Origin of the sequence: Pseudomonas sp. BIOMIG1BAC, assembly GCF_001705995.2 — a bacterium.
GTDB classification, from domain to species: Bacteria; Pseudomonadota; Gammaproteobacteria; order Pseudomonadales; family Pseudomonadaceae; genus Aquipseudomonas; species Aquipseudomonas sessilinigenes.
The window spans coordinates 2,414,488-2,435,474 of record NZ_CP049045.1; the positions used below are offsets into that span (position 1 = coordinate 2,414,488).

Genomic DNA, 20,987 nt, shown 5'->3' on the forward strand with positions numbered 1-20,987 from the left:
AGGCAAGGTTGAGCATGGATGAGCCGCGCGGAAACGACATGGACCTGATCTGGGATCGAACACTGGAGCTGTTCATCAGGATCCATGACTGCCCTGATAACCCTGAACACCGCGACAGCCTTGTTCATTGGCTTAACGAAGATCCTGCTCACCTGAAAGCGTTCAACGAGCTGGGGCAGATATGGATAGCGACAGGCATCGCCTTGGCCCGTGAAATCGGACGACCGTTAGACGATTTGGAGAAGGATCAGGCGCCGTTGATGATGCACTGACGACCTCCCCCGAGGTTCATGTGAGCGCCAAATGGTGCCTCATGGACGACGTATACCTTTACTGATTGGCACAGTGCCTTTGCAGCCTGGGTAGTGGGAGCATGACCAGAACGGCCCTGATTTTCCCTTCCGCCTGAGCATTGATGCGTTGCAAGTGGGACAGACAGGCCCGGCTTCGACCGGTAACGACAAGGTAAGCGCTCCGCAGTTCGCGATCAGCTGCGTAATCCATCGCGACTGCTTGGCAACGAATGCATCTAAGGTCAGACGTCCCGCTTCGATTTCATCTAGAGCTTGCTCCCAGATCGCTGTCATACCCGGATCCGCGACTGCAGCGGGTACCGCTTCGATCAGGGTATGGGCCGCTGCGGAGGCCGTTAACGCACGTTTTCTCTTCAGCAAGTAGCCGCGATCAATCAAACCTTTGATAATGCCGGCTCGCGTGGCTTCGGTGCCGATACCGGTGGTGTCCCGAAGTTTCTGTTTCAGGCGCGGGTCGTTGACCAGTTTGGCGACGTTTTTCATCGCCTTAATCAGATCGCCCTCGGTGAGCGGTTTGGGCGCAGTGGTGCGCATGGACTTGAGTTCGACGTCGTCCACTGCGCACTGTGTACCCTGTTGTAGGACGGGCAATACCTGGGACTTTTGACTGGGTTCATCGTCTTCGGCGTTGTCGGAGAGCAAGCCTTTCCAGCCTTGGACGAGAATCTGTTTGCCAACAGCAGTCAAACGTTCGGCGCCGCACTCCAGTTCGACCTCGGTTCGATCAAACTCGTGATGCGGCAGAAATTGCGCGAGATAATGGCTACGAATCAATTCGTAGACTTGGCGCTCTTGTTCAGACATCCGCCCAAGGTTCGCCGGCTCGGTGGTGGGAATGATGGCGTGGTGCGCGGTGATCTTGGCATCGTTCCATGCTCGTGAGCGCAATGATTGATCGACGCTTGCGAGCGCTGGGCGTAACGCAGGATCCATTCTGAGCAGGGCATCGAATACCGCGGCTACCTCGTTGAACATGCTCTCTGGCAAATAGCGGCAATCGCTGCGCGGATAGCTGGTGGCTTTGTGGGTTTCATATAAGGCTTGGGCGATGTTCAGGGTTTCCTGAGCGCCGAGTCCCAACTTGCGTGAACAGACTTCTTGCAGTGTGCTCAGGTCGAAGGGCAGGGGTGGCGCTTCGCGCAAATGCTCAGTCTGCAGCGAGCCTACGGTGGCGGTCTTGCTGCTAGAAATCGCTTGGACGGTCTGACTGGCAAGCGACTGCTGCAGGCAGCGACCGGCTTCGTCACGTCCTGAGCTGGGTGGTATCCACGACGCGATGAAGGGTTGCCCCATTGAAGACAGGTGCACATCCACCACCCAGTACGGCACTGAGACGAAGCTGGCAATCGCGCGATCTCGATCAACCACCAAGCGCAAAGTGGGCGTTTGGACGCGTCCAACCGACAGTACGCCGTCATAGCCCGCCCGCCGTCCTAGGAGGGTAAACAAACGACTGAGGTTCATGCCGATAAGCCAGTCGGCACGGCTGCGCGCCAGGGCTGAGTGATACAGCGTGAGGGTCTCATCGCTTGACCTCAGCGAGGACAATGCCTTACGAATCGACGCCTCGTTGAGTGCGGATAACCAGAGGCGCTCAACAGAGCCACGATAGTTGCAGAGCTCCAGTAACTCGCGGGCAATCATTTCACCTTCCCGATCGGCGTCGGTGGCGATGATGACGGTGCTAGCTTCGCTGAGCAGGTGTTTGATGATTTTGAACTGCGCGACAGTCTTGGGTTTGACCTCAACCCTCCACTGCGCGGGAATGATCGGTAGATGATCCAACGACCAGGTTTTGTACTGATCGCCATAGGCCTCAGGTGGGGCCGTCTCCAGCAGGTGGCCGATACACCAGGTGACGGTTGTCTCGGTGCCGATCAGGCAGCCATCGCCACGCCGTGTGGCCCCGAGGACCTTGGCTATGTCACGGCCCTGGGAGGGTTTCTCGCAGAGAAAGAGACGCATAGAACTGCTCCGGGTTGAGTTCGGAGCAGCGTTGTTGGAAACAGCAATGGCGAGCTATGAGAAACCTGAATGGCAGGTCTCTCATATTAGTCGGTGAGGGCAGTCTTGAATGGGGGCGAGGCTGCTAGGTTGCAGTCATGTGGACGACAGTGCTTCACGAGCAGCGAGTAATGACAGGCCAGGAACTTCGCGCACACGCGCATTTTTTATGCCTCATGTCCGTCATGCCGATGGTGGCTGCCCTCTGCGCTTTTTGGACTTCGACGCAGGCAAGCTGGCCTGGTCTGTAGCCTGCCCGACGGGAGCCGCAGACGAGGCTGACTCACTGGAGCGCTCCCGCATGATCACGTTCTGCACGCGATGAGGCAGGATGCCGACACGACGTGCCTCGATCTTGAAGGTGACCCGTGCATTGTCTTCACTGTCCTCCCACTCATCGCGCACGGTGCGGCCCTCTACCAACACGCGCATGCCTTTCTGGTACAGCGTGCTCCAGTGTTCAGCCTCGCGGTGCCAGAGCTCGACCGGCGCCCAATAGCCGCCTCGATCTTCGTAGCTGCCATCGCGTGGCACGGGGTTGTCGAAGTACACATTCAGGCGCAGCAGACGCCGTGGCTCGTCATTGCCTGACGGGAATTCCTGGAACTCTGGCGCACTGCCGATGTTGCCTTCGCCGACGAAAAAAGTACTCATCGTGATATCTCCGCTGCTGGTGTGGACTGGCGCAGCAGCCGTTCGGCGCTGGCCATTTTGATCGCGCAGGTTGAAGCCTGGCGGTAGAGCGAATGCACCACGCTCATCTGCAAGTTCAGTGCGATACGCTCGCATTCGAAACGGTGCAATTCCTCACGTACGGCTTGGGGCAAGGCCTTGTTGGAGACTTGGCGTTCCCAGACCGCAACGCCCATACGGGCGAAGTCGCGGGTGCGCCATCGTAAAAAGGTGCTGCCCGCGCTGGTGTTCTGCAGCACCAATCGGATATCCAACAGTGAGTAAGGGGGCTGTCCAACCTGCTGCGCCACAGCCTCCATCAGGCGACATAGCTGCGCCTCGGTTTCCCTCGCCACCTGCGCCAGGTATTCCAGTTCCCCCTTACCCTTAAAGGGTTTTAAAAGGCCTTTTAGGGAGGCAGCGTGTTCGAGCTGTCGATAGGCATCTGGTGTCAGTGTTTCGAGGGGCGTTGGTTGAGTCGGGATTAGGGGCTTCATACTTCGTCCTCCGGCTCATCGACTGTCGCAGATGGCTCTACTGCTTCCTCTGCCAACGCGTCAGCGCTATCCACTGCCACAGCACCACGACGACTGATGGGTGGCGCGAACTGTGAACGGCGATGCCCCTCAAGGATGTCCATAGGAGGGAGACCAAACTTCTCCATGGCCGCCAGAGCACGAGCGTTGTTCGCCGCCATGTCATCACGGGTGACGCCAGCATGCCGATAGCGCTGGGCCTGGCCGAACAGGCTACGCAGCAAATGGGCACCGTCGTCGATCCAGGCCTCCATGTCCCGGCGACCGATCAAAGCGGTGTGATGGGCCAACAGGGTATGGCGCACCAAGGTGTCGTAGTCAGTCAGCAGGTAGACGGCGAGGAAGCCCAGCTGGCTGCCGATGTACAACGGCAAGGTGACGGGATGGATGTTGAGGTTGTCGCCCATGTCGATCTGTGTCGGCAGCTCTTGTCTGATCTGGTCCAACTGCTGGGTCAGTTCCAGCATCCCAGCCTTGGCCTGCATCAATTTTTCTTCGAGCTGCACGATCGCCCAGTCGGCATAAGGATCGTCCTGCGCTGCGGCTTGTTTGATCAGGTTAGTGACGCTGATATAGCCCGCCATACCCATGATCGAGTGGACGCCTTCGCGTGCGGTTCGACCTTGCCATATGCGGGCGGCGTGGTGAGTGTGCAGGGTTAAGGTGATGCTGCTGCGCAATGAACCCAGATTGAGTTGATAGTGATCGGCCATGATGTTGTCCTCGCATAGGCTTGGACGGGACGTTGCGACAGATGAGGGGCAAGGGCAGCCAAAAAGCTGAACGCGGTCTATTCGGTTTGGTGAGAGAGGGTAAACACCTGACGTCTACGTTTATTGGAGCTACGCCCCGGCGTTTCCCTAAACGCTCCATGGTTCGGTCCGATATTTTCGTAGATTGGAACTCTATGGATTTGATGCCACTGGCATCAAATCTACTGACGTCCACTGCCTCCACGCAGTTGGCGCAGCTCATTCAGGCACGCTTGGGCGAGGGCTGAGGCAGGTTCGCCCTTTTTCCGAGTCGGCCGCGAGGGAGCGGGTGGGGGCGGTTCTGCGATGGGCGATGGTTCGGCCTGACTTGCCCAAGGACGAAAGTCGCCTTTCAGCGCACGCTGGATCAGGCCCATCAGATAGGCCGCCGGCTTGCGTATACCACCGGCCGCACAGCGTGCCCCCGCTTCGTTAAGCACCGCCTGCTGATCCGCTGGGTTGAGCTTGTTCAGCGCTACCGCGACGGCCTGACGTTCGCTTGGACTCAGGTGCAGCGCAGTGGGCCAGCGCAGGTTATCCACAGTAGAGGTCGCGCGCGGTACTGTACATTTACTTTCTTTTAATACAGTACAGGCAGCGTTCGGATTCCGAACGGTGCTGGAAACGTTAGGGTTCGAGCCTGATTCGGAATCCGAACGAGGGCCTGCACGATTCCGAACGCGGTAATCTTCCCCATGTTCGGAATCGTGGAATGCATCACCGGGTGGCTGATCCAAGCCTTGCTGCGCCCACTGTTCGCCCCAACTGTCCAGCCGCGTCGGTAACCGACCCTGATCGATACTCGTGTCCTGTCGGACCTCCTCCACAATGTGCTGAGCGACAATACGCACGGCCTTTGTCGCATGTCCGAGGGCATGTCCGACCAGTTCTAGGTAATCCTGATCGAGCTCCATGGCTTCGGCGGGGGTTAACGGTTCATCGTGCAGAACATACAAAGAACCTTGTAGCCGCCCGCTGATTTGATCGCGACCGCGGCTAACCAAGCTGAGCCAACGAGTGAGCCTGAGCATCGTCAACACGCGAGCAATGGTTTCACGCGAGGCTGACGCACCGTAGGGCACGCTCGAGAGGTAAGGCTGCAAATCCTCATAGCGCGGCGTGACCACGCCCTGGCCTTGCAGCATGAGTCGAAATACCTGCCAGGCATTTCGCTCCAATGGCGTCAGCCGATTATCCAACAGCAGCCGACGTGGCACGACTTCGTGTGATTGGCCACTAAACAGAAAGCCTGCCTGTAGAGCCTGGTTGGAGGGCTGTTCAGTGGTAGGGCGTGCTGGCCAGCGCTCATGCAGCTGCTGTGTGCATTGCTGCAGGACACGTTGCCAGCGACTGGCAGGAACAGCATTCATGTTTTGTTGCTGTACTGGTCGATTTGCTGCCAAACGATGGTCAAGCTGATCTGCTGTTCTTCGGCAAGCATCATCATGGCGTCGAGTTTATCCTCGGTGCCGTCCTCTGTTCGTATTTGGCACCAACGTTGCCACAACGCATGCTCCTGCGCTTCGCTTAAATGCTGGGGGCGGCCTTTACGACTTTCTATCTTGAGTAGACGCCGACGCATGGCTGTTTCCGAATGCGCCAAACCAAAGCATTGGTACATGATGGTGCTGCTGGCGCCGAGCTTGAGTGCTCGGTTGATCAACCGTTCGTTCTGTTCATCGCGTTCAGCTTGTTCGATCAAACGATGCAGCACCGGCGAGTCAATCTTGACCTCAAGCCAAGGGACAGTGGCATGGGCCAGGCGCGATAGCGTGGTCGGTGGTAAGGATTGCAGCACGAAGATGTCATCCTCACTCAGTCCAAGTGCCTTGCAGCGTTGCAGGTTGCCCAGGCGTAGTTCGTGCAGTACCTGGGTTAGCATGGCTTGATTGAGCATATTGAAGGAAACGTTCATCTCAGCTCCTCCGGTGAGTTTTTGTCTTCAGAGATGAGTGTTAAGTCAATTAGACGCCGGGCCAGGCGTATCAAGCGAAACAGCTTAATTAACAGACTGTCAGGCAGTCGCTCCAGCCCCACGTCCGTGACTGGTCTATCTGGTAGAGGGAGTTGATAGACACCCAGCAACAACTGCCCGAACAGTGCGGTAGGGATTTGCTTGCGATCCTCCCAGTTCACCTCGTCTTGAGCCCGTAACAGGGCCAGGAACATTAGGTGAATGCCGGTCGAGCGGGGTGCTGAAAGATCAAGTCGCTCAATGTCCAAAGAGAAGCCCAAGCCAAGCTTCTGATTAATGATGCTCTCGGCATCTCCGGCATACGCCGCTATTTCCCGGGCCAGTCCTGCAATGCTTAAACGCAGTTGTTCGGGCGTATCCAGCGTTGGTTCGATAGTCCAGAGGTCGTCGATTGTGCAGGTTTCGAATGAAGACTCCGCTTCGGTAATGATCTCGCGATCGATTTGCTCACGAATCTGTTGAACGCGTGATAGGCGACTGACCGCAGGTAAAGTATTTGTTTCGGGTGCGTTGAGCTGTTCTTCTGAAATTGGCTCTATCTTGCTCTTGGCATCAGTTGATTCGGGTTTAGTGTCGGAGGAGGGCAACTCTGCCGCAGTTTCATGCACGCTTGGCCGATGGCTGCTTTCTGAGGGCGTGGTGGTGACAGCCCCAGGCGTGGAGACGACCCGTTGGGTATCGCTCAGCTCCAGGGCCAGCATACGGTAGGACTGTCCGAGCAAGTGGCTCATGCGTTCGAGCAATTCGTCCTGGATCTGCTCAAGATCAAAGGATTCAGGATCGCCATCGAAGTAGCCCATGGTATCCAGCCAGAACTCTGCAAACGCGACTGTGGCGGTTGGATAGCGGTTCCAGGTTCGCTCAGCCTGACTACGTAGACCGATCAGACGTTCTATCTGAGGCTTACCCAAGCCGGCATACAGAGTTTGTGGAATGGCGGGTAATAAGTGTTCGAGGGTGTCCAGCATCCGGCTGATATGCGACTGCGAAACCGGATAGCCTCCAGCGGCAAGACGCCGAGCCAGCTCCCGTTGTGAGAGCTCTGGGCCATCCGACTCCAGCATGGTTTTGAGTTTGGCTACCGCCAGAGCCCGTTCGATAAACGTGAGTTGGCCGTGCAGGTCGCTTTCCGCCAGATGGCCGAGTAGGGCGTTGGTTTCATTGCTCCAAGGTCGGAACAGGCAGTGAATCCGAAAGAAACGCTCATCGCGAGTTTCCTGCCACAGCTCGCCGAGAATTGCTAAGCGCGTATTACCGCCGTTGCGGATGATGAAAGAGGTTTCACCCGGGCGGCGTGTAATTGGTGGCGGTTGATCTAGCCCGCGTTCACGGATCGATGCCTTGATATCGTCATAAAGCGGATTACGGATGAAGCGTGGGTTGTGCTCGTAGGGGCGTAACTGTTCAAGAGTGACCAGCATGGGAGTGTCGATGACTGGATCGGACAGTCGCTCCAGTCCAGGACCTTGAGTGAAGTGGTCCTGGCGCAGCTTGTCGGTGATTTCCCCCTGACTGAGCTTCTTCATCTCAACCGCCTCGGTTAACGCCAGCTACGCAAATGGTCACCGACCTCGAATTTCACGATTTCGGCAGTCCCTGAACCTTCGAAATGTTGGGAGAGTTCTGCGAGGAACCACACCATGGCCAAGCGCCCCCCTTGCAAACGAAAAACCACGGTGCAGTATTCTTCGCAAGCCGCGTCGCGTGCTCGAACGGAAGGCTGAACAACGATAGGAAACTGATTCAACATTAGAAAACTCCTTACCAAGCCCTGTTGGCTTCAAGGTCGATCAAACAAAAAAATCGGTGAAATGCTGAATGGGCGATTTGTTTTATCGAGGCTCCGCACACCTCATTACCGATGAGATCGCTTCGCGCCATTGCGGGAATAATTCGATGGCCAGCGCTTGCATGATTTCTAACGCAGACTGCGAGCGTCGGCGCTTACTCGACGGGCGTGTATCTATTCGGTGGACCGGTAAGCCGAGGGATGCGGCATTGAGATAGGCCACCCGGTCCGGGATTACGGTGTCTAGCACCGAGATATTGGTAGCCTCTGCGAAAGTCTCGCGCAGGCTTCGGATGATCATCCGGGTGTCCACGCGATTGACGTTCACTTGGTTCAGTAAGAGCCGTAAGGGCGGCGGGTCGATGCCTAGGTGGCGAAACGGTTCGAGCTCACTCAGTAGCTTCAAGGTGCCACGGCGCATTTCGCGGGCAGCGAGCATTTCTGGCGTGATGGGAGAGAGGGCGAGATCGGAGGCCAGGATTGCCATTTCCAGCAGTACACTGCGTGCTCCCTGAGTATCGATCAAAAGCAGGTCATAATTGAGACATAACTCGTTGACCAGATTGTGCAGGCGTAGTCGTCCGTCAGGGGCATGCAGCAACAACGTGCTCAGTCGACCTTGATCGTCGTTGGAGAAAATCAGGTCGAGACCGACGACTGCAGTCCTAGAAATTATTCGTTCAGGTATTGTTAGATTGAGTGCAATGAGCTCGTACGCACCTGCCTGCGCTTTATGGCTCAATGAATAATAACTGGAGAGGGTGGGTTGGCTATCCAGATCCAAGAGCAGCACACGCAGGCCAGCATCGGCCAACAAGCCGCCGAGGTTTGCCGCTACTGTAGTTTTGCCTACCCCACCCTTGGTGGAGACCACCGAGACCACGTGCATCATCCTCACTCCTGTCGCGAAAGGCGTTCTGCAATCCAGTGCTCGATTTCCAGTGAGTCCCAGCCAACTGCGCGCAGTCCGATACGCTTCGCCCGCGGAAACTTGCCTTCCTTCATCAGGTTGTAAATGTGCGCACGTTTGAAGCCGGTTTTTTGCTCGACCTCCTCACGGCGCATGATGTGGCGTTCGGGTTGGGTGGCTTCAACTGGGGGGACAGATTGGTTGGACATGCTAGTCACTCCTGGCGCCAGTTGGCGCGTGTTGGTAAGTGACATGGATTGAATCGCACTAGAGCGGATGAGTCATTGCATTGCAATCAGGCCTGTTGCAATGCAATTGACCGGATCAACTATTTTTTTTGAGGCTACGATTGGCCACGGCAAACTTTTCATCCAGCGTGCGCTTGCTGAGGCCGGGCACATTTTTGTGACGGGCGACAATGGCGTCAACGATGGCTGCTTGATTCGTGAATACCGAAAGAGGTTTTCCGGCGGGCGAATGGTCCAAGAGAAGGCTGACCAATGCCCCAATGATGTTGTGATACGTCAGTTCGCTGCGCTCACTGAGTTGGCCATTCGTTTTTGCCAAGGCTTTGAGATCATCTCTTTCAAGTCCAATCGACTGGAGCTCTCCCAAGATTTCTTGAATGCGTTGCTGTTGCGCTTTGAACGCTCTCGATAACTCATCTCGATCTGCTTTCAACGAGAGGAAAGTTCCGAGGCTGACCTTTGCAGGAGCATCCTCACCGTACTCGAATAAAAAACTGGGTTTGTGGTCGGGGTAATGAATTTCCATCCAGCGGCGTAAGTCTGAGTGGCGAATGGTCAGCTGATAGGGTTCTACATAGCTTCCGAAAGGAACCGAAACCCCGATGCATCCATAAGGCAGTTCTCCATTGCGTACGGCGTCTAAAATCCTTTCGATAGCGATATGGAGACTGGGCCACTGGGGAAATAGGACTGCAAGATTCTCGGGGCGAGACCAGTCCGCCTGGACTATTTGGGCTTCGTAGCGAGTGAGGTTGCACCAGCGCAATGCCGCGTCTATAGGGCGATAGAAGCTTTTGCTATGAGGATTGAAAACATCAATAGTCATAACGTGGCGGACCTCCATTCCTAATGGATAGACCTCGCACCGACTATCTATAAATGTAAATAGCTAATCATGCTAGCTGGGCGGTTGCAGGAGCTGAGTGCAACACGGTCATTGAATTGAAACTGGAGCATCATGCCGCATAGCCATGGCCTTCTGCATCACCTCGTCCATAACTTCGATTGGGCATTTGAAGTCGAAGCGCTTACGCGGTCGCATGTTCAGTTGCAGCGCAATGGCGTCCAGCTCCTCCTGGCTATGTACCGACAGGTCTGTGCCCTTGGGCAAGTACTGGCGAATCAGGCCGTTGATGTTTTCGTTGCTGCCGCGCTGCCAGGGGCTGTGCGGGTCGCAGAAGTAGATCGCCACGCCGGTTCTTTGGGTGATCTCGGCGTGTCGCGCCATCTCCCGGCCCTGGTCGTAAGTCATGCTCTTGCGCATCTCCAGCGGCATGCTATTGAGCGCGGCGCTGAAGCCTTCCAGCGCCGAAGTCGCCGTCGCGTCGTTCATCTTCACCAACATCAGGTACCCACTGGTGCGTTCCACCAGCGTACCGACGGACGAGGCGTTGGCCTTACCCTTGATGAGGTCGCCTTCCCAATGCCCCGGCATCAGCCTGTCTTCAATCTCCGGCGGGCGCACATGAATACTGACCATCTCGGGGATCTGGCCGCGCCGATCCACGCCACCAGAGCGCGGCCGGCGCGTCGTCTTGCCTTGGCGCAGACAGATGATCAGCTCCTTACGCAGCTCACCCACTGGCAGGGCATAGATCGCGTTGTAGATCGTCTCGCGACAGACGTAGGCATCTCTGAGGCTAGGTATGTTCATGTGGCGCAGCTTGCCGGCAATCTGTTCGGGAGACAAACGCTCACGCAGCATATGAACCACCAGTTCGAAGCGCTCGCTCCCCGGCAGCAGCTTTCGGCTCGGTCGACAGACTTGGCGGCGGGCCTTCATCTGCTCCTGGGCCGCGCGGGCCGAGTAGCTGCCACAGACATCTCGATTGCGGCGCAGCTCTCGACTGATGGTCGAAGGAGACCTATTGATCAGGCGAGCAATCCTGCGCAGGCTGAAGCCCTGGGCGTGGCCGATTTGGATGGTGGCGCGTTCTTCAACGCTGAGTTCGGTATATGACATAGGGGCAGCACCGTACCGGAAAGGTCAGGTGTTGCACTCAGTTTTTGCCGCCGCCCTGTTTCTTCGGTCGATCAACTTGGTGAGGCCATTTCATTTCCAGTTTCAGATAAAACTTTTTGACGTGTAAGTACTTTGGAATTCGTTATTCTTTCATTGCTGCTTCCTGAGTTTTAGATGCTTTTTGTGAGAATAATTTTACAGTTTTGAGTTTCCTTGCGCTGTGTCTTGCTTTTTCAATAACTGCCTTTCCTTTCGATGTAAAGAAGGTGTGAGTATATGAGTAAACGCTCAAATGATCTAGTTTGCCGAAGCGACTCCACTATTACCTATATAAGGGAAATGGGGCGACTATACTGTCCAGTGAGTTAGGTGCGGCTTTACTTCTAAGGATCTAAATAATATGGCAGTGGTGCAAATGTAATTGATGGAGCTATGAAATACTAGATTTGGCCGTTGCTACAAGCTTCAGAGTGCCAATCGCATGACTGAAACTGCCAGCTTACCTCTGCAGACTCATTTACTTCAGATGGAGGAGTGCCTGCTTTTTAAGTTGGATTGCGGAGGAGTGAACTCAGGCTTGAAATCTTTGCATGAGGGCTTGCTGATGAGCTGTTAGCTGGTTGAGAGCGTCGTTCACGCTGGCCGACTCAGCAGCCTGTTCAGTCAGTGAGTCCGTCGTATCACGAATGAGTGTCACGCTGCGGATGATTTCTTCTGCAACACTGCTCTGTTCTTCCGCCGCGCTGGTAATTTGAAGGTTCATACGGGTGGTGGTCGTGACGGCATCACCTACGAGGCGTAGCGTTTCCACCATTTGACCGACATTAGCGACGCTGTCGTGCGTCTGCTGTTGGCTTTCCTTGTTTACTTCGGCAATACGTGAGATGTCATGCTGGAGTTCACATATTACTTGTTGAATGTTGCCCACTGCAATCTGGGTTCGTTGAGCAAGATGACGCACTTCGTCAGCCACTGATGCAAAGCCTCGACCTTGCTTCCCCGCGCGAGCGGCTTCAATAGCGGCGTTTAGTGCCAGCAAGTTTGTATGTTGAGCAATATCTTCGATGATTTTAAGTACCGAATCGATCTGAGCGCTATTGGCCGACAATTTTTGAGAGTTGAAACTGGCATTGCCCAGCTCTTAGGTAAAGTACTATCGCGAGTGCGTGCCACTTCCACGAGTCCGTCGTGGGCAGCAGTGTCTGCCTGTTGAGCTGCCCTGGATACCTGCGCGGCACTTTGCGCGACTTCATTAGCCGTGGCGGACATTTCTTGGGACGCAGTGGCAACCTAGTCGATTTCACGAAACTGCTGCTGCATTCTCATACTTGTTTTCTGTGCAATAACTGCATAACGGTCGGCCAGCGATTGGTTTGTGCCAACGCAATCCTTGAGTTCTTGAATGACCGGCTGAAGCTTGTCGAGAATAGTGTTGAAGGCGTTCGGCAAAACTCCCAATTCATCCGTAGGGCGTCCTGACTATCACCGGTATACTGTACCCCTTGGAGATACAATGCTCATTTTTTCCTGACCCGCGTATAGCGCTTGGCTACCTTTCGGACTGGGCTTCTGAAGTTGATCAAGATTAATATCTGCGACCGCAATATCGATGACTTTTCCTTCAGAAAGTAACGGGAGGCTGATAGTGGCTGGACTGAGCATCTAAATAGGGTTCACTGATGCAGTCTCTCCGGGTTTCTATTGGATAGCTATACCAGCTGTTATATGGGAGTCCCGATGCGTCTAGTGTTGTGTCCTTTAAGGTTTTTTATCGCCTACTATAGGTTCAAGTTTACTTGACGTGCGCTGAACCCAATAGATTGTCGAACGCCCACTCTCGTTGCCAAGATTGCTTGTTTCTCTAAATTGAGCATCCGCGCCATCCGGTTCGCGGTTTCGAATACTACAAATAGCTGCAGTAATCCGGGATCCTGTTGCAGTGCAAATGGTGTCTGATAGACCAGTGTTTCACGCCGGAGGTGGGCCGGAACGCCTCGCTCCTCTAGCTCACGCTGCGTGAAGTACCTGGCGAGCAAATCCCAGGCCGTAAAGATTTGCTGCATCAAAATATCACTGCATGCGCGCAACTCGGGAGTCGTCCTGGAAGCTCTGAGCTTGCCGTGCCGCTTCGTCAAGCATTCTGCTGCTTGAATCGCGCACGAGATCCAGGCTTGTTTGCAACCGCAGTAGGGTGGTGCCCAATAATAAGACCACGACAATAAATGAACGAAGACTAGCGCGAAGCGTGATTTTCTGGGCAACGGAGAGGGAGCGGAGTGTCATGGTGCGGATTCGAGAAAGGAGTAGCAAATATTCAGAAAACTGCTCATACGGCTTCTATCAGGTCGGTCTCCATTGCGCGCCGGATGGTTGATAGCGGAGGCAATGTCAGTCAAGTAAAAAATGTCATGCGGGTCGGGCAGCCCTGATATTCGAATGCGTTTTCGTCCTCGCCATAATAGTGACAAGCCAGCCTCGGCTAATTGTCTGTGGCTGACAAGCATCAGGCTGCGAGCGCCAATGCGAAGCCCGATGTACGCGGTAAAAGCATCGACAGCATAACTTGCTGGGTCGCTGTAGAGCGGTTCGCTGACTCAGCTGACCGCTCATATAGATTAAACTCCATCACGCAGCGACGGAGTTCTAGGTGCTCATCGGGGAAGTAGGGGTTGAAGTGCTGACTACTACTGTCGGTAGAGCCTACTGAGGTCGCCAATATCATAGTTGTCCGCCTAGCGTGCCTTTGATTATTCGTCGAAAGGTCTGAGTAACGCTAATAGCGCTTTGTGCATTGCCTCCACTTCATTTTGCGGACTGTTTAGCAAGGTGAAGAGTTCTTGCACAAATGGTCCGATAACCGAGCCTAGGTTGGACCTTCCTGAAATTGTTTTGCCCACGATTTTGGGGTGAGAGGAATAAGCTTTTTCGACAAGCTGGCGCGGTAAGCAAATGGATATTTGGTAGGGCGAGCTTAGGAAATTAAATTCAGATTTCTTCGCCGCCTTCAGTACAATCATATCGCCAGGCTCAAGTTGTGCGGCACACTCCCCAATGTTGAGAGTCGCTGAACCTTGCAATTGGTGAACGAGAAAATAACAGTCATCATTGTCCGTACGAATCTCTTTCATATCTCGACCGATATTTATTCCGTGAGTCAAGGCTTAGGTAGCCTTCATTCGCAATTGATGCTCGAAAACTGCCTGATGAATATCGAAAATCAGTTGACTGACAAATTGTGCATTATACTTTCGTAGCGTCTGTGCAGCATCAATGCATCAGGTTTTTACCAGTCTATGGGAAAAGTCAAGATTTAACTTTGCTCTCTCGGCCATGAACCAGGCGGTGAGTGCCAAAGAAGAATTGCTTCGACCTGCGTCTTTTTGGCGTTAGCGAACAATTTCACTGGCGCAAGCGGACAAGAAATTTATCCGAGCTTGGGGTCAGATTCGTCAATCAAGGGCTCAATGGCAAACGGTGCACACATGTTCTTTAACAAAAGTAATCTGGTGAGTGAGCTAACTGAAGTATTGAACCGAATCTTGCGTGGGCAGGTATCTGAAGTACGTCATTCGCTATCGATAAAGCCCCACTGTGAGCTGGTACAAAGTCTTGAGCAGCTCGAAATAGAAAAGTGCAAAACAGAACAAGGGTTGCTTGAGATTCAAGAGGTTGTGGCGCGTCAGGTTTATCAGTTAGAGATGTTCGAGCAGAAGGGTGAACGCTTACGTGAGGAACTCGAAAAAGCAAATCACCGCATCAAGGAGATGGACTCGCTAATCCTGCAGTTAAATGAGAGCACTCGCCATCATGAAAGCGAGGCAAAAGTTTGGGAGCTTCTGCAGTCGACCCTAACTGAAGGGTGTTGGGACGTCACCGTGATGAATGGGCGGATCGAGGACCCCGGCAGCCGCATGCGGTTCTCCAACCAGTTCCGCGTGTTGATGGGGTATGGCCCACAAGAGTTGCCCGATGGTTGGGATACACAGCTCAGTATCACCCACCCGGACGACCAGTCATCGATCCAGGCCGTTTTTGAGCGTGAAATCTTGAGCCCTAATGGCAGCGGAGAATACGTGTATGAATACCGGATGCGTCATAAGACTCGCGAGTACATTTGGTGTCGAGAGCGTGGGCGTGCGGTGCAGAATGAGCAGGGGAAATTGAGTCGCGTCATTGGTGCTGTTAGGGACATTACCGACGAGCGCTCGGCGCAGGAAACTCATAAGCAAATGCTCGAACAGAACCGGGCAACGTACGAGCAGATCGCAGCAGTGGTTGGTGTAATTAAGGGAATTGCCGATCAGACCAATTTGCTTGCCTTGAACGCGGCGATAGAAGCTGCCCGAGCTGGCGATGTGGGACGGGGATTTTCCGTAGTTGCCGATGAAGTACGCAAGCTAGCTGAGAATACCCGTCAAGCCACCCACCAAATTCAGACAATGTTGCATCAGCAAAAGCACTGACTTTATTGCACGCTTTAGAGTTTAAGGGCAGCCTAAGCTGCCAATAAATTGTCCAGTTAGCCTTACTTTCGACATAAGTGCCTCCATGCACTTAAGTCGAATTGTTTAGAACGATGCTGCCAAAATTACCTGAGCATAGAGGTTGGTGTCGCTGCTACCCAATTGGGTGCCGCCGCTGGCATCGCTTTTTTCGGGTTTGTAAAAGCCAACTAGCGGCAATAGGGTGAAGTGTTCATTTATCGTCCATTCTGCGTACAGGTCTGCCTCTCGCCCATCTAGGTTTTTGCGACTGCGGTCGAGTGTTGAAAAATCATAAAGCAGTGCGCCCACGTTTACCGAAGGAGCCGCGGCTACTTTGATGCCGACATGATGAACTTGCGTATTGCTATTGAATGGACCTGCGTAGTTGGAAGCGACTTCACCTTGGTACCAGGTGCCCAACGCTCGACCGTTGCCATAAAACAATGGATCGTAACCTTCAGAGAAACGGCTGTAGCGATAGTTCACAACTGGTTTGAGTGGCAGGTCGCTAAACGTCCAGCCTGCTTCCATATACCAGGCATTTTCTTCGCCGCTACTCTTGTGTTCCCTGGCGTATTCACCTGCTAAAAACAGATTAGGAACACCTGCGTTGCCTTGCGCTCTGACGCTGTATTGCTTCATGCCCTTCCGCTCGGGGAAGAAAAGGTCCGCCAGTTCCTTATCGGTATCAAGCACTTTTAAATATGTCAGGCCTATCGTGCCCTTCTCATTCACGTGTTCAAGAGTACCTACAGCTACCTCTGGTTTAGCCTGGCCCGGATTATCTGACTTCAGCCACATCAAGTCACTCCGCCAGCCTTGCTTACCTCCAAGGCGCAGCACTACCGTCTGGTCGAAAGCTTTGCGAGAGGTCAGGTAATAAGCTCCTCCTCGATTCTGCCTTCCGTCGGCGACCTCGCGGCCAAGATTTAAGGCGTCTCCTGATACGAGGAAGCCGTCACCGATGACGATATTCTGACGACCGACGGAGAAGTCGATCCCGTCAGTTCCTAGCTGGGGAAACAGTTCGGCAGACCGCCAACCTATGTATGCGTCTTCAATCTTGGTTGTACGCTCCGAGCCATTTGACCAGCCAGCTGGATCTCCATCGCCGTAAGTCCTTGTGGACACCCAGTTCAGCGCCGCATAAGAATTTCCAAAACTATTGGAGGAGTGTTTGAGATCTAATCCATATTGAAACGCTGATTCTTGCCAGCTGCTAGATCCTTTAGCACGCGTGCCAGATTGAGCGTAATTCTCTCTACTGTAGAACGCTCCGGCGGCTGCCTGCAGTTTGGCGTCAATCTGGGTCTGCCCATCTGCATAGAGTTGAAGGGCGCCTGCGAGCGGCGACAATCCTACGAGTACCGCCAGTGAAACGGATCGATAGAGCAGCGTTGAGTGCATCGGTTGGTGTGTCACGATAATAATCTCCAGGACCTATATACAGGGGGCACTCGGCAAGCCGCGAGCTGGTCTAGGCAGTCGGGTAAATATTGCCCGGTGCTACTCAAAGGCTATGGCCACGACTGCTCTGTATTCTTTGTTATCCCTGCGAATATAGCTTCGAGGTCAGCGTTAAGGACGCTGCCGTTCTGGTTATAGAGCTCATAGGCGTGGGCTGGAAGGCAGGTAGCAATTGCTAGCGCCAGTGGGATGTACTGCTTGGGGCGAGGCATCAGCGGCATGTTCTGTTCCTATTAATTGTTGTGGTGTTGGAAGTGCTTGGATGGCCGGTCTTAGCCGGCATTTACTAAGCGCCCGTAAGGGCTTGGTTAGGCTTGTGAACTGCCCCTTTAATAGTCTTTTTTAGCTCGCTCTGAGTTGGCTAACTTGAGCGAAGGTGCAGGTCGTCTGGCAACTTGAGCGCCGGTAGCCCCTACGCAAGCCTCATGCCATAGCTGTATCTGATAGTTAACAGTCTGTTTTTAAAAGATTTTCTTGGATATATCTGCGTGAGTTGCGTGTGCGAGTGTCGAACTATGGAACAGTGATATCGGAGAGGTTGAACAGCTTTGCTCCAGGCAACTAAGGCTGCTGCACTGAGCCCATTTTCATATTTCCCGGTGCGTTGCCAATGCTTATCTCGGCGCTGTTCTGTTGACGGATTTTTCAGGGGGAGTGGTGGGTGGCAATCTCAGGAATGCGATTGATTAGTCGTTATTTCTGATCCCGCTGGCCGCGGTTTGTGGCGCATTGCAAAAAAACTTTGTCTAGACCTGCAGGGCTATCGCGATCCGACGCCTTGTCTGGCCTGCTGCTTCATCCTCTCTTTACCGAACATCTGGTTTATTTAGTCTTGCAATCACCGCTCCCGATTGAACGATCAGTTTTTGTTGATTGCCAGGTTCTTGTCCTGAGCCGAAGAATGGATCTTCCAATAACAACAGCAATTTTGCCTTGGTCCGTGACAGGAGGCCTTTATGCAGCAGAGGGCATCGCAACAAAAACTAAAGTCCGCATCTTTGGGTGTGTCCGATATCGTTTTCTTCGTAATTGCTGCGGCAGCGCCGCTTGGTGCCACCCTGGGAGCTGGGCCAGTAGTGTTTGCAGTAGGAGGTTCCGGTGCTCCTGGCATATATCTGATCGCTTCGATAGTGCTCTTGCTGTTCGCAATTGGTTTCGCAGCAATGAGCCGGCACGTAGTGAGCGCCGGTGGTTTCGCCGAGCTCGTCAATCATGGGTTGGGGCGCATGGCGGGCCATGCAGCAGCAGGCGTGGCATTGCTCGCTTATGTCTGCATGCTCACAGGAATCTATGGACAATTTGCCGCTTTCGGCGCTGACGTCCTTAGTTCATTTGCCGGCGTCCATTTGGAATGGAGTTGGGTGGCGATAATCGTCATCGCGCTAGTTGGCTTGTTCGGTTACTTGGACGTCAATGTATCCGCCAAGATCCTCGGTGTCTTGATGGTCCTTGAGGTGCTGATACTCCTAGTGTTCGATGTTGCTGTCATTCTGCAGACTGATGCCAGCAGCTTCACATGGGCCGGGTTTCGTCCTTCTGAGATATCTGGACCCGGCTTGGGCGTTGCTCTGATGTTTGCCTTTTGCTGCTTTGTTGGTTTCGAATCGACGACCATATATGGGGAGGAGGCCAAGAATCCCAAGCGGGCGGTTCCTCTCGCCACCTACATCGCTATAGCCATTATCGGGGTGTTCTACACCCTCACCACTTGGTGTCTGGGCTTGGCTTATGCAAATAGTGATGTTCAGGCTGTGGCTGGAGCCGACATGATCAACTTCGTGTTCAACGCGAACACCCAGTATGTCGGAGAGTGGTCTACTGAGATCATGAAAGTACTCGTGATCACCAGCGTGTTTGCTGTGCTGTTGTCATTCCATAATGCCTTGTGCCGCTACCTGTTCGCGCTCGCGCGCTCCAGCTTTGTTCCGAACCGGTTGAGTCAGGTTCATGCAAAACATTCGAGTCCGCATATTGCGAGCGTTGTACTCACTGCCTGCACAGTTGCGGTCATAGGAGCCTTCATATTGTCCAAGGCCGACCCGATACAGCATCTCTATATGTGGATGGTTGGGCTGGGAACGTTGGGTGTTCTGGTGCTGCAAGCGCTAGGTGCTATGGCTGTACTCGGATTCACTCTCAAGACCAAGAAATGCAGTTTCTGGGAGGGGCTGGTGGCACCGGCTCTCGGTGGCGGCGGTCTGCTCGTAGTGGTCCTGCTCGCTGTCATGAATTTTGGTGAGCTCAGTGGTGCCAAGGAAGGTATTGCCACACTTTTGCCTTGGCTCGTTCTGGTCGCAGCACTGCTTGGCATCATCAACGGTCGCCGCCAATCTATTCGATTACCTGCGAGCTCCGCTACACATTCTCAGTGCCTGTAAGTAAGTGCGAGGTAGACAAGAAATGAAATCCATTGGCGATCTCTACAGCCTTGATCGGCAGCATGTCGTACATCCTCATTTGCCCATTACCACGTCCAGCCGCACTATCTTCACTCGTGGAAAGGGGTGCTCTTTGTGGGACATCCATGGGCGTCAGTATCTTGATGCTACGGGTGGCCTGTGGCTCGCCCAAATTGGGCACGGTCGCGAGGAGATCGCTGAGGTAGCTGCACGGCAAATCAAGCAGTTGGAGTACTTTACCTGTTTCTGGGATTTTTCTAATGACAGGGCCATCGAGCTGGCCGAGAAATTGGCCCAGTTGGCACCCGGCAATCTTGATATGAGTTTCTTCACCAGCGGCGGCTCGGAGGGTGATGACGCTGCGATTAAGACGGCGCGTTACTACCACTACAAACGTGGTGAGCCGGAGCGCACTTGGATCTTGTCACGAAAAAATGCTTATCACGGTCTAGCGTGCGGTGGTGGTACAGCCACCGGCTTTGCGGATCTGACTGAGGGCACTGGGCCGGGGATCCCGAATGTCGCCCACCTTACGCCTCCTCACAGCTATCGTAGCTGGTACTTTGAGGGGCAGGACACAACGGACTTCTGCGTCGCAGAGCTAGAAGCCACTATAGCCAGAATTGGTGCTAATAACATCGCTGCCATGATTGCAGAGCCGATACTGGGTGTTGGCGGAATGGTTGTTCCTCCGTCGGACTACTGGACACGAATGGCCGATGTATTGCGCAGGCACGGCATCCTGCTGATTTTCGACGAAGTGGTGACTGCTTTTGGTCGTACTGGCACTTGGTTCGCTGCAGAACGCTTCGGTGTAGTTCCAGACATCATGGTCACTGCCAAAGGCATTTCCAGCGGCTATATCCCACTCGGGGCAGTGATGATGACCCGCGAGGTATCCGACGTCGTCCGTAACGGGCATGGCTATCCAGTCGGATATACCTACAGCGGCCATCCTGTGGCCTGTGCCATTGCTCTGGAGAATCTCCGCATTATCGAAGATGAAGGCCTGATCAAGCGCGCCAATGAAATGGGTGGCTACATCGCCGAGCAGCTATCTTCGCTCCGCGATCACCCTTGCATCGGAGAGATTCGCCAGATCGGCCTTGGCATTGCTCTGGAGTTGGTGGTCGACAAGGAGTCTCGTCAGTCTTTGCCGGAGCTAGCGATACGCATTCCTGATGTCATTCGCGAAGAAACCGGTGTCATTGTGCGTATCAGCAGTGCAACGAATCTGGTGCTTTCTCCGCCACTGACAATCTCGCGTGAAGAAGCCGATCAGGCAGTTGAGGCCGTTTGCAAAGTACTTTCACGCCTGCGTCCTGACGGATCCGTCTGACCAAAAGCAAGTATCAGTCCGGCGGGTCTGTTAACGGGCAGGTCGCCTTCTTCGCCGATAACCCATGGCAGAGCGTCGTGGTCTGGTATCAGGCCGTGTTTCCTTTCTGCTGCTCACCGATTTCTGCGCTGACTC

Annotated in this window: 18 protein-coding genes and 2 pseudogenes; 4 read left to right on the plus strand and 16 right to left on the minus strand. The window is 54.1% G+C overall.

Annotation, left to right across the window (positions count from 1 at the left end; translation table 11 throughout):
* The first annotated feature begins 14 nt into the window (after positions 1-14).
* Positions 15-272 carry a FecR/PupR family sigma factor regulator gene (locus ATY02_RS11470; protein ID WP_068579923.1) on the plus strand — a complete coding sequence of 86 codons (258 nt, stop codon included), beginning with the start codon at positions 15-17 and terminating at the stop codon, positions 270-272.
* Between the two features lie 39 nt (positions 273-311).
* On the opposite strand, the gene ATY02_RS11475 is transcribed toward ATY02_RS11470, so the two are convergent.
* The 15 genes and pseudogenes from ATY02_RS11475 to ATY02_RS11545 form a co-directional block, all read right to left on the minus strand.
* Positions 312-2,279: a DNA topoisomerase III gene (locus ATY02_RS11475; protein WP_068579922.1), complete on the minus strand. Its 1,968-nt coding sequence runs from the start codon at positions 2,277-2,279 to the stop codon at positions 312-314.
* A gap of 222 nt (positions 2,280-2,501) precedes the next feature.
* Entirely contained in the window at positions 2,502-2,972 is a 471-nt protein-coding gene (locus ATY02_RS11480; protein WP_068579919.1) for a single-stranded DNA-binding protein, read from the minus strand.
* Positions 2,969-3,487, minus strand: a complete 519-nt coding sequence (locus ATY02_RS11485; RefSeq protein WP_068579917.1) for a DUF3158 family protein — start codon at positions 3,485-3,487, stop codon at positions 2,969-2,971. The genes ATY02_RS11480 and ATY02_RS11485 overlap by 4 nt, the downstream gene beginning before the upstream one ends.
* Positions 3,484-4,239 (minus strand): PFL_4669 family integrating conjugative element protein, encoded by a 756-nt coding sequence (locus ATY02_RS11490; RefSeq protein ID WP_068579915.1) that lies wholly within the window; start codon positions 4,237-4,239, stop codon positions 3,484-3,486. Before ATY02_RS11490 ends, ATY02_RS11485 begins: the two co-directional genes overlap by 4 nt.
* Positions 4,240-4,460: 221 nt before the next feature.
* The gene (locus ATY02_RS11495) at positions 4,461-5,648 is read right to left on the minus strand and encodes an STY4528 family pathogenicity island replication protein (protein ID WP_068579913.1); all 1,188 of its coding nucleotides are present in this window, start codon (positions 5,646-5,648) and stop codon (positions 4,461-4,463) included.
* On the minus strand, positions 5,645-6,193 hold the full coding sequence (locus tag ATY02_RS11500; protein ID WP_068579911.1) for a DUF2857 domain-containing protein: 549 nt from the start codon (positions 6,191-6,193) through the stop codon (positions 5,645-5,647). Before ATY02_RS11500 ends, ATY02_RS11495 begins: the two co-directional genes overlap by 4 nt.
* Positions 6,190-7,779: a ParB family protein gene (locus ATY02_RS11505; RefSeq protein WP_068579910.1), complete on the minus strand. Its 1,590-nt coding sequence runs from the start codon at positions 7,777-7,779 to the stop codon at positions 6,190-6,192. Before ATY02_RS11505 ends, ATY02_RS11500 begins: the two co-directional genes overlap by 4 nt.
* A 14-nt stretch (positions 7,780-7,793) precedes the next feature.
* Positions 7,794-8,003, minus strand: coding sequence for a hypothetical protein (locus tag ATY02_RS11510; RefSeq protein ID WP_068579908.1), 210 nt, complete (start codon positions 8,001-8,003; stop codon positions 7,794-7,796).
* Between the two features lie 82 nt (positions 8,004-8,085).
* Entirely contained in the window at positions 8,086-8,931 is an 846-nt protein-coding gene (locus ATY02_RS11515; RefSeq protein ID WP_068579973.1) for a ParA family protein, read from the minus strand.
* A 5-nt stretch (positions 8,932-8,936) separates the two neighbouring features.
* Positions 8,937-9,161 (minus strand): AlpA family transcriptional regulator, encoded by a 225-nt coding sequence (locus ATY02_RS11520; RefSeq protein ID WP_068579907.1) that lies wholly within the window; start codon positions 9,159-9,161, stop codon positions 8,937-8,939.
* 115 nt (positions 9,162-9,276) lie between these two features.
* Entirely contained in the window at positions 9,277-10,026 is a 750-nt protein-coding gene (locus ATY02_RS11525; RefSeq protein ID WP_068579906.1) for a hypothetical protein, read from the minus strand.
* A 108-nt stretch (positions 10,027-10,134) separates the two neighbouring features.
* On the minus strand, positions 10,135-11,163 hold the full coding sequence (locus ATY02_RS11530; protein ID WP_058182715.1) for an IS30-like element ISPsp8 family transposase: 1,029 nt from the start codon (positions 11,161-11,163) through the stop codon (positions 10,135-10,137).
* 571 nt (positions 11,164-11,734) lie between these two features.
* A pseudogene (locus ATY02_RS11535) lies at positions 11,735-12,229 on the minus strand (methyl-accepting chemotaxis protein); the annotation flags it as partial.
* Positions 12,230-12,453: 224 nt separating this feature from the next.
* Positions 12,454-12,612: a hypothetical protein gene (locus tag ATY02_RS11540; protein WP_164823643.1), complete on the minus strand. Its 159-nt coding sequence runs from the start codon at positions 12,610-12,612 to the stop codon at positions 12,454-12,456.
* A 1,298-nt stretch (positions 12,613-13,910) separates the two neighbouring features.
* Entirely contained in the window at positions 13,911-14,291 is a 381-nt protein-coding gene (locus ATY02_RS11545; RefSeq protein WP_068579890.1) for a hypothetical protein, read from the minus strand.
* Between the two features lie 783 nt (positions 14,292-15,074).
* Here ATY02_RS11545 and ATY02_RS36555 point away from each other — a divergent pair.
* Positions 15,075-15,614: pseudogene (locus tag ATY02_RS36555) on the plus strand (PAS domain-containing methyl-accepting chemotaxis protein); the annotation flags it as partial.
* A gap of 117 nt (positions 15,615-15,731) precedes the next feature.
* Here the strand turns inward: ATY02_RS36555 and ATY02_RS11555 are convergent.
* Positions 15,732-17,054, minus strand: a complete 1,323-nt coding sequence (locus ATY02_RS11555) for a hypothetical protein (protein WP_068579888.1) — start codon at positions 17,052-17,054, stop codon at positions 15,732-15,734.
* Positions 17,055-18,070: 1,016 nt separating this feature from the next.
* Between ATY02_RS11555 and ATY02_RS11560 the strand changes: the two genes are divergently transcribed.
* Both ATY02_RS11560 and ATY02_RS11565 read left to right on the plus strand, forming a co-directional pair.
* Entirely contained in the window at positions 18,071-19,492 is a 1,422-nt protein-coding gene (locus ATY02_RS11560) for an APC family permease (RefSeq protein WP_068579886.1), read from the plus strand.
* A 22-nt stretch (positions 19,493-19,514) separates the two neighbouring features.
* Positions 19,515-20,852: an aspartate aminotransferase family protein gene (locus ATY02_RS11565; RefSeq protein WP_068579884.1), complete on the plus strand. Its 1,338-nt coding sequence runs from the start codon at positions 19,515-19,517 to the stop codon at positions 20,850-20,852.
* The last annotated feature ends 135 nt before the right edge of the window (positions 20,853-20,987 follow it).

Bases quoted from the DNA above. Each gene is read 5' to 3' on its own strand.
- ATY02_RS11470 (WP_068579923.1), top strand. From the start codon at position 15: ATGGATGAGCCGCGCGGAAACGACATGGACCTGATCTGGGATCGAACA.
- ATY02_RS11475 (WP_068579922.1), bottom strand. From the start codon at position 2,279: ATGCGTCTCTTTCTCTGCGAGAAACCCTCCCAGGGCCGTGACATAGCC.
- ATY02_RS11480 (WP_068579919.1), bottom strand. From the start codon at position 2,972: ATGAGTACTTTTTTCGTCGGCGAAGGCAACATCGGCAGTGCGCCAGAG.
- ATY02_RS11485 (WP_068579917.1), bottom strand. From the start codon at position 3,487: ATGAAGCCCCTAATCCCGACTCAACCAACGCCCCTCGAAACACTGACA.
- ATY02_RS11490 (WP_068579915.1), bottom strand. From the start codon at position 4,239: ATGGCCGATCACTATCAACTCAATCTGGGTTCATTGCGCAGCAGCATC.
- ATY02_RS11495 (WP_068579913.1), bottom strand. From the start codon at position 5,648: ATGAATGCTGTTCCTGCCAGTCGCTGGCAACGTGTCCTGCAGCAATGC.
- ATY02_RS11500 (WP_068579911.1), bottom strand. From the start codon at position 6,193: ATGAACGTTTCCTTCAATATGCTCAATCAAGCCATGCTAACCCAGGTA.
- ATY02_RS11505 (WP_068579910.1), bottom strand. From the start codon at position 7,779: ATGAAGAAGCTCAGTCAGGGGGAAATCACCGACAAGCTGCGCCAGGAC.
- ATY02_RS11510 (WP_068579908.1), bottom strand. From the start codon at position 8,003: ATGTTGAATCAGTTTCCTATCGTTGTTCAGCCTTCCGTTCGAGCACGC.
- ATY02_RS11515 (WP_068579973.1), bottom strand. From the start codon at position 8,931: ATGCACGTGGTCTCGGTGGTCTCCACCAAGGGTGGGGTAGGCAAAACT.
- ATY02_RS11520 (WP_068579907.1), bottom strand. From the start codon at position 9,161: ATGTCCAACCAATCTGTCCCCCCAGTTGAAGCCACCCAACCCGAACGC.
- ATY02_RS11525 (WP_068579906.1), bottom strand. From the start codon at position 10,026: ATGACTATTGATGTTTTCAATCCTCATAGCAAAAGCTTCTATCGCCCT.
- ATY02_RS11530 (WP_058182715.1), bottom strand. From the start codon at position 11,163: ATGTCATATACCGAACTCAGCGTTGAAGAACGCGCCACCATCCAAATC.
- ATY02_RS11545 (WP_068579890.1), bottom strand. From the start codon at position 14,291: ATGAAAGAGATTCGTACGGACAATGATGACTGTTATTTTCTCGTTCAC.
- ATY02_RS11555 (WP_068579888.1), bottom strand. From the start codon at position 17,054: ATGCACTCAACGCTGCTCTATCGATCCGTTTCACTGGCGGTACTCGTA.
- ATY02_RS11560 (WP_068579886.1), top strand. From the start codon at position 18,071: ATGCAGCAGAGGGCATCGCAACAAAAACTAAAGTCCGCATCTTTGGGT.
- ATY02_RS11565 (WP_068579884.1), top strand. From the start codon at position 19,515: ATGAAATCCATTGGCGATCTCTACAGCCTTGATCGGCAGCATGTCGTA.